The organism is Sporosarcina koreensis (genome assembly GCF_001531445.1).
Lineage (GTDB): Bacteria > Bacillota > Bacilli > Bacillales_A > Planococcaceae > Sporosarcina > Sporosarcina koreensis_C.
This window is the reverse complement of sequence record NZ_LQYA01000251.1, coordinates 32,907-40,464: the sequence shown is the minus strand read 5'-3', so window position 1 is coordinate 40,464 and position 7,558 is coordinate 32,907. Positions and strand designations below refer to the sequence as shown.

Below are 7,558 nucleotides of genomic sequence, written 5' to 3'. Positions count from 1 at the left end.
ATTATGCATGGCCTGCTATACCGGTAATAGGCGTGGCATTGAATCCATTCGCAGCTGCAATTCTCGGACTTGGCATCCACTTCAGCACGTATACCGCGGAAGTCTATCGATCAGGTATTGAAAGTGTCGACAAAGGACAGTGGGAAGCCTCAACCGCCTTGAATTTATCGAACGCCCAAAAATGGCGGCATATCATTTTGCCGCAAGCAATACCGCCGACTATTCCTATGCTGGGCAACTACTTGATTATCATGTTCAAGGAAGTCCCGCTTGCTTCGACAATCGGTGTTGTCGCCATGCTGCACTTGGCAAATGATTATGGTGCCCAATATTACAAGTATGTGGAGCCTTTGACAGTCGTTGCATTATTTTTCTTGCTACTTAGCTACCCATCTGCCTTGCTGATTAATAGGCTGGAAAAGAAATATAATCGACGTTTTGATAAAAAGACTGCAACGTTTTAAAGTGGAGGAGAATTTTCATGGAAGAACCAATTGTGCAATATAAAGGTATCCAAAAATCTTTCGGAGATGTGGATGTCTTAAAAGGCATAGATCTTGACATTAGAAAGGGAGAGAAACTGGCCTTGATTGGGCCGAGCGGTTCGGGCAAGACGACGATCATCCGTTTATTGATGACATTGGAAAAACCATCTTCTGGTGTCATTGTCGTCGACGGCGAAAGTCTTTGGGAAATGAGAAATAAGAAAAATGAACTCGTTGAAGCGGATGATAAACATTTACGAAAAATACGCGGTGACATCGGAATGGTATTTCAACACTTCAATCTCTTTCCGCATATGAGTATTTTGGAAAACTGCATGCTTGCACCGACAATTGTTAAAAAGAAAGATCGTGATGAAGTTCGTAAAACGGCGCTCGACATGCTGGGAAAAGTAGGTCTTGCAGATAAGGTCGATCTATATCCGAACCAATTATCGGGAGGGCAAAAACAAAGAGTCGCCATGGCAAGGGCACTCATGATGAGACCGAAAGTGATGCTTTTTGATGAAGTGACATCTGCTTTGGATCCCGAACTCGTCGGTGAAGTGCTGGAAGTGATCCGAGATTTAGCAAAGGCGGGCGATATGGCCATGATCCTAGTTACGCACGAAATGGATTTCGCTTTGGATATAGCAGACAGAGTCGTATTTTTGAATGAAGGTGTCATTGAGGAACAAGGCCATCCGCATGACATCCTTGTGAATCCCAAAAGTGAAAGGCTGCAAGATTTCCTCTCACGCTTTACAAGCGGTAGATAATAATCAATATATAATATTATTATGTAAACTAAGAGAAAGTGGATTCTAGTCTCTTGATATCGAATACATGAAATCACTACGCATTCATTGTAGAATGATACCGATAGTATTTATTTTTTGAAAGGGGTATGTATGATGAACGCGTACGATGAGTATATGAAAAGCATCGTGAAACCGATGAGAGAAGAACTTGTCCAAACAGGCTTCACTGAGCTAACGACAGCCGATGATGTGGAAGATACAATGAAATCCATTGATGGCACTGCGTTAATTGTCATCAATTCAGTTTGCGGCTGTGCGGCGGGACTTGCCCGTCCGGCAGTAAGGGAAGCACTTCAGGCTGCTGAGTCAAGTCCGGAACATCTATTGACGGTGTTCGCGGGTCAAGACAAGGAAGCAACTGCAATGATGAGAAGTTATTTCCCTGAAGTTCCTCCAAGTTCCCCGTCAATCGCTGTATGGAAAGATGGGGCGCTCGCTTACTTCATTCCAAGGGAGCAGATCGAGAATTTCGAAATGGAGCAGATCAAAGATCATTTGACTGGTGCTCTTGAACAAGTTTGTGCGAAGTAAAACAATTATCACGACGGCGGGAAGACCAGATCCGCTTACGTATGAATTAGCCGAGATCGCCGGACAGGAGCTTGGTTTTCCGATTGTCGAAAGGAAGAAGCGGTCCGTTTTACGCATGCAGCGCGAATACGAAGCAGATGTCCTTGTCGCAGGCAAAGACCGTTATGAGCTATTCCGTGAAGGGATGGAGCAGCCGCTCTTTTTCCATCCGAATTCAGCGGCTTTCCGACTAAAGCGCATTTTGAAAGGTGAAACGGATCCACTTGTCGAAGCTTGCGGATTAACGGAAGAGGATACATTCCTCGACTGTACGCTTGGTCTGGCGTCGGATAGCATTATCGCTTCCTATATAATAGGAGGAAAAGGAAAGTGTGCCGGTTTGGAAGCAGACCCGACAGTTGCTTTTTTGACCAAAACAGGCCTTCAGAAATTCCCGGCGTCATTTGAAGCTTTGGCTTCTTCAATGAAAGGGATAGAAGTGATTCAAACTGAAGCGGTCGAGTTCTTGGCAAATCAGCCCGATTGCTCATGGGACGTTGTCTACATCGATCCGATGTTTCACGCACCGATAGAAGAATCATCTAATTTCAAACCGCTTCGTCAAGCTGGCGTACATACATCACTGACAGAGAAGTGGATGAAAGAGGCCTTGCGGGTGTGCACTCGGCGTGTAGTTGTGAAAGAGCGGTTCGATTCAATCGTTTTTGAACAATTTTTCATGCAGCATACAATCAGGCCGAACACCAAATTCCATTTCGGCTACTTGTCGAAATGAAAAAGCCGTCCATTCCAATTGTGGATGGACGACTTTTTGTATCAATTTGTAAAGTTTAATGAGCTTAAATAAAGGACGAGTACGAGCATTCCAATTCCCATAAGTAATTCTACGTTCATTTATAAAAACCTCCTTCATAAAACCTCACAATTATCTTCATTTTTATTGTACAATGAAAGTAAGAAATATGAAACCTTTTCAAGCTCCTTTTCGTAATATTAGGAAAGAGTCTGTACAAATGATGAATCAAATGAAAATAGCAAACTAGTAAAAAGAAATTTCCAAATACATAGTCTAAAGCAGGTGACCAGATGAAAAAACATTTTCAAAATCTAATTATCGCACTCGTCGCGGTCCTTACACTTGGCGTCATTTCGCCAAACCATGAAATATGGACAAACTTACAGCCGAAAGACGACACGAGGGAAGCTAATCTTCCAACAACCTCCAAACATGATTTACAATTAGGGTTAGAGGATTCCATTTTTGAACGTGAAACATTTGAACCTTCCTTATCGATTGAGGATGTTCTTTTACATCCTGCCAAAGAATTGGCATACTTGAAATTTGGATCGAGAATAGGTCCCGTCATTCAAAATGAGTTCGATAGTAATATTTTTCCGAAGATTGAAGAGGTTATTCAGCAGACGGTCGCTTCTACTGGGGGACTTGAAAATAGAATGCTCGCCATTTCTGAATACCCTTCCGGTGATTATGCCGAAAAAATGTTTCACGTTTCAGACACAGAGAATGCCAAAGATTTGATCCGTTTTCATGTAAGGACGGAGAAAAGACCGCTGGACGGGTATTTCTATAATTTCCATTACCATACTGCCGAAGATGGATTTACTGTACATCATTCTCTTGGAGATATTCATTGGTCCAAAAACACACCGCCGAAATGGTTGTCATAAAAATGTTGGAACGGGGCTGTCCAGAAAGTCGATGAAAACTGACTTTCTGCGATAGCCTTTTTACTATTGGAGAATAAAGGGAGGCTTCCATAGGAACCGTTGCTTTCCGTTCCAGGCGCACGCTTTCCAGGGGACGGCAGGTGATGAGACATGTTTGCTAAAATAAAATAAATTAAAGATTGCGAAATCATATTCTTCAAATAAAGGGGCAGTTTAGTTGAACAAGAATAAACAACTACAAAGGAGTGAAAATAATATGATTAATATCTTTATGTTCATAGGATTTTTTTTAATGCCTATCTTGTGTCTTATATTTTGTTTGAATTTGGTTTCTATATTGAAGAAGGTAAAACACGAAGAAAAAACTACGGTCAATACTTTTTGGCTTACAATATCGTTTACTCTTATTATGTGGAGCATTGCAGTGCTAGCAGCAGGCACTAATTAAGCTACCGAGTGCTTTACTTGAAGATCGTTGAGCTGCTTGACGGCTCATTTCTTATTGAACTAACACCTCAGTTTAGTTGAACAACAATTTGTAACTTTAATACGTATTAACAATCTAATATTTCAAGGGGGGCAGTGTGAAAAATAAAATTACAATAGGTTTTTTATTATTGAATTTATTGTTTATTGCAGGCTGTTCAGATTATCAAGAGGAATTTACTTTCACAGGAACAGTAGAAGAGATACTTGTTGAAGAAGAAGGTTAATTATTAATGAATATGACGGGGTTAATGAAGGTAGAAAGGACGGAAATGTATACGAAATACCTATTGATGATGTAGAGAGATATAGCATAGGGCAGAAACTTGAAATAACAGTCTTTTCTAATACTACTGCTGATGTTTGGGGTTTAGACAATATGAAATTCGATATCAAAACAGTCGAAAATTAATCATCTTCTTCAACTAACGAGGCAGTTGAGTTGAAGAGTGGTGTTTAACTTGTGTTCATCTATTGGGTCATATTGTAGAGGATAGGAGGGACTTAAAATTTACAAACACTTCATAGCTCTTGTAACGATTCTCGCCCTGTTTGTTTCTGGCTGTGGCCCAGCCCATCGAATTAGTGATAGTGATTTAGAGGAATTCGAAGTTGAAAAGACAATAGACGAGAATATTCAAGGTGACTTTGTTTTTCGACTTGTTAGTGAAAAGAAGGAGTATGAAGATGGAGAGAATGTGAAATTATTCGGTGAAATAACATATACAGGAGACAAAGATGAAGTTACTATTATTCATTCTTCCTCGGCTATTCTTTTTTCATTGGAAGAAAAGGTGAGAGGGTTTGATATTGGATATAGCGTAGAGGACCTAGAAGTAGTAACAGTCCTGAAAAAGGGTGAACCTTATCGAGAAGAATACGTGAAAAGCGGTGGGTATGATGCAGGTAACCCCAGTGATTATGTGAGATTTATAAAAAGTTTTTTAAACAATGAAGGCTTTCCCTCTGGATATTACATTGTTAATGGCGAGACAGACTTCTTCTTAAAAGACAAAGAAAGAGTCAATATCAAAGCGACAATAAACTTTAAAGTTGTCGAATAGTGGTTTAAATGATCATCCTTGGTGTTCATTAACGGGAACTAACTGCTCTATGGTCAGCATTTCCAACTGTTCGCGTTCATTGATTTGATTCTTCGTCATCATGTCCATCACCTCATTCATGTAATAGGAAACCCCGTTGATTGGAGCGGAGAGCGGCGACTCCAGCGAACGCCGTCACAAAGAACGGCGTTTGCGAGCACAAGCGGCGCGTTGCGAGCAGTATATGGAGGCTGCCTTTATTTCTGCAAAAAAGCGCAGAAATACGGCCAATCGGACTCTTCGTCGTCCGATTGGCTGAAGCCGTGCCCGCGGAAAGCGTCCGCTCGCAGTGGAAATCAATATTTCTAGCTTTATCTCTATTTTAAAGGGAGTAAGACTGTGGGCAAACACCAAATTTCATGGTGTTTGTCTACAGTCTTACTTTGTCTTGCTAAGAAGAAGTAAAGGTGCTCTTGGATTCATTAAGACATTATGCAAACAGAAGCGGGGAGGCCGCACTTGGCTTATGCAAGGTGGAATCCATAATTTTTACAAGGCTTATTCAATAATAATGAACATGCAGTAACCCTTAGGCGAAATTGCTTTCAGTTTTTGCTATACTGTCTAGTAAGCATAAGGAGGATTTTTGATATGAAACAATATTTGGATTTATGCTCCCATATTCTTGAAAAGGGAACAGTGAAAGAGGATAGAACGGGCACTGGAACAATCAGCGTTTTCGGATATCAAATGAGATTCGATCTTCAAGAGGGATTCCCTTTGATGACGACGAAAAAAACGGCATTCCGATTGATTGCTTCGGAATTATTATGGTTTCTAAAAGGCGACACGACTCTTCGGACGTTGATCAATGACCGGAATCCGATCTGGGATGAATGGGGCTTCGAACGATGGGTGGAAAGTACGGAATATGATGGGCCTGACATGACTGATTTCGGGAGGCGCAGTCTTCAAGATGAAGAGTTCGCTAGTACATATAAAAATGAAGTGGCCGCATATAAAAAACGCATACTTGAGGACGACGAGTTTGCTGCAAAATACGGTGATTTAGGGCCGATTTATGGCAAACAGTGGAGATCTTGGAATGCGGGAGCCGGCGTCATCGACCAAATTGAACAATTAATCGACGGTATTAAACGAAATCCGGATTCACGCAGACATATTGTCACTGCCTGGAATCCATCCGAAGTAAATGATATGGCTTTGCCGCCTTGCCATGCATTATTTCAATTTTATGTAGCAGATGGCAAATTATCGTGCCAGCTCTATCAAAGGAGCGCGGATGTATTCCTTGGCGTGCCTTTCAACATTGCTTCATACGCTTTGCTTGTCCATTTGATTGCGCATGAATGTAATTTGGAAGTCGGGGAATTTGTCCATACGCTAGGAGATGCGCATCTTTATTTGAATCATATGGAGCAAGTGAAAGAACAATTATCAAGAACGCCGAAAAAATTGCCTACATTGAAATTGAATACGGACGGTAAATCCATTTTTGAATTGAGCTATGAGGATATTACAGTCGAAGGCTATGATCCATATCCGAAAATAAAAGCACCGATTGCTGTGTAAAACCAAGCGAAGTCTAGACATATATAGAATAGAGGATGATACTATGATTTCTTTACTTGTAGCTTATGACTTGAACCGTGTGATCGGCATCGATAACAAAATGCCATGGCATATCCCGGAAGAGCTGAAATACTTTAAAAAAGTAACGATGGGCAAGGCCATTGTCATGGGCAGAAAAACATTCGAATCAATCGGGAGGCCGTTGCCTGGTCGATTGAATATTATTGTCACGCGTAACAAAAACTATGAGGCTGCAGGGGTGGAAGTATTCCATGATCTTCAAACTGCGGTTGAACGCGGGAAAGAATATTCTGATGAAGTTGTTATCATCGGCGGCGCGGAAATATTCAATTTAGCGATGGATAGTGCTGATCGCCTCTACATAACGATTATCCGCAAAGCGTTTGAGGGGGACACCTTTTTCCCGAAGCATGATGATAGCTGGAGTCTCGTATCCGAATCGGAAGATCATTTTACGGAAGATGGCATTCCGTATTCTTATTTGGTCTTTGATCGGATCCAATGAAAATCAAAAAAAGCGTCCTCACACATAAAGGAGGACGCTGAAAAACATCGATGCACTGCCGGCAATGACGAAAACATGCCAAATTGCGTGGTTGAAAGGAATTTTCCTCCATGCATAGAAAATGGAGCCGAACGTGTAAAGAATTCCACCGAGAACTAATAATACGAGACCTTCTCTCTCCATATTAACATATAATGGTTTGATCGCAGAGACGATCAACCAGCCCATCACAATATAGAACACTAGTGAAACGGCTTCATACTTATGGATGAAAAATACTTTGAAAAGTATTCCTGCAATGGCAAGCCCCCAAATGACGCCGAAAAGTGTCCAACCGAGGGCTCCTTTGATTGTCACTAATAAAAATGGGGTATATGTCCCAGCAAT

General features: G+C 41.3%; 10 protein-coding genes. 9 read left to right on the top strand and 1 reads right to left on the bottom strand.

Features of this window, described 5'->3' with window-relative positions:
- The 9 genes from AWV70_RS24965 to AWV70_RS21080 form a co-directional block, all read left to right on the top strand.
- Positions 1 to 464, top strand: a 464-nt coding sequence (locus AWV70_RS24965; protein ID WP_235588797.1) for an amino acid ABC transporter permease, incomplete at its 5' end; no start/stop codon positions are given.
- 17 nt (positions 465 to 481) lie between these two features.
- Positions 482 to 1,261 carry an ectoine/hydroxyectoine ABC transporter ATP-binding protein EhuA gene (ehuA, locus tag AWV70_RS21120; protein WP_060210459.1) on the top strand — a complete coding sequence of 260 codons (780 nt, stop codon included), beginning with the start codon at positions 482 to 484 and terminating at the stop codon, positions 1,259 to 1,261.
- Positions 1,262 to 1,396: 135 nt separating this feature from the next.
- Positions 1,397 to 1,834: a BrxA/BrxB family bacilliredoxin gene (locus AWV70_RS21115; RefSeq protein ID WP_060210458.1), complete on the top strand. Its 438-nt coding sequence runs from the start codon at positions 1,397 to 1,399 to the stop codon at positions 1,832 to 1,834.
- Positions 1,824 to 2,609: a class I SAM-dependent methyltransferase gene (locus AWV70_RS21110; RefSeq protein ID WP_060210537.1), complete on the top strand. Its 786-nt coding sequence runs from the start codon at positions 1,824 to 1,826 to the stop codon at positions 2,607 to 2,609. The genes AWV70_RS21115 and AWV70_RS21110 overlap by 11 nt, the downstream gene beginning before the upstream one ends.
- 311 nt (positions 2,610 to 2,920) lie before the next feature.
- Positions 2,921 to 3,523: a YpjP family protein gene (locus AWV70_RS21105; RefSeq protein ID WP_060210457.1), complete on the top strand. Its 603-nt coding sequence runs from the start codon at positions 2,921 to 2,923 to the stop codon at positions 3,521 to 3,523.
- Positions 3,524 to 4,107: 584 nt separating this feature from the next.
- Positions 4,108 to 4,236, top strand: coding sequence for a hypothetical protein (locus tag AWV70_RS25150; protein ID WP_268777899.1), 129 nt, complete (start codon positions 4,108 to 4,110; stop codon positions 4,234 to 4,236).
- A gap of 471 nt (positions 4,237 to 4,707) precedes the next feature.
- Positions 4,708 to 5,073: a hypothetical protein gene (locus AWV70_RS21090; RefSeq protein ID WP_060210455.1), complete on the top strand. Its 366-nt coding sequence runs from the start codon at positions 4,708 to 4,710 to the stop codon at positions 5,071 to 5,073.
- A gap of 630 nt (positions 5,074 to 5,703) precedes the next feature.
- Positions 5,704 to 6,645, top strand: a complete 942-nt coding sequence (locus AWV70_RS21085; protein ID WP_060210454.1) for a thymidylate synthase — start codon at positions 5,704 to 5,706, stop codon at positions 6,643 to 6,645.
- A gap of 43 nt (positions 6,646 to 6,688) precedes the next feature.
- Positions 6,689 to 7,171, top strand: a complete 483-nt coding sequence (locus AWV70_RS21080) for a dihydrofolate reductase (RefSeq protein ID WP_060210453.1) — start codon at positions 6,689 to 6,691, stop codon at positions 7,169 to 7,171.
- 18 nt (positions 7,172 to 7,189) lie between these two features.
- Here AWV70_RS21080 and trhA read toward each other — a convergent pair.
- The coding region (gene trhA / locus AWV70_RS24960) for a PAQR family membrane homeostasis protein TrhA (RefSeq protein WP_235588796.1) at positions 7,190 to 7,558 on the bottom strand (369 nt) is incomplete at its 5' end.

Excerpts from the sequence above, each read along its gene's own strand:
- AWV70_RS21105 (WP_060210457.1), top strand. The coding sequence starts at position 2,921 with ATGAAAAAACATTTTCAAAATCTAATTATCGCACTCGTCGCGGTCCTT.
- AWV70_RS21080 (WP_060210453.1), top strand. The coding sequence starts at position 6,689 with ATGATTTCTTTACTTGTAGCTTATGACTTGAACCGTGTGATCGGCATC.
- AWV70_RS21085 (WP_060210454.1), top strand. The coding sequence starts at position 5,704 with ATGAAACAATATTTGGATTTATGCTCCCATATTCTTGAAAAGGGAACA.
- ehuA (WP_060210459.1), top strand. The coding sequence starts at position 482 with ATGGAAGAACCAATTGTGCAATATAAAGGTATCCAAAAATCTTTCGGA.
- AWV70_RS21115 (WP_060210458.1), top strand. The coding sequence starts at position 1,397 with ATGAACGCGTACGATGAGTATATGAAAAGCATCGTGAAACCGATGAGA.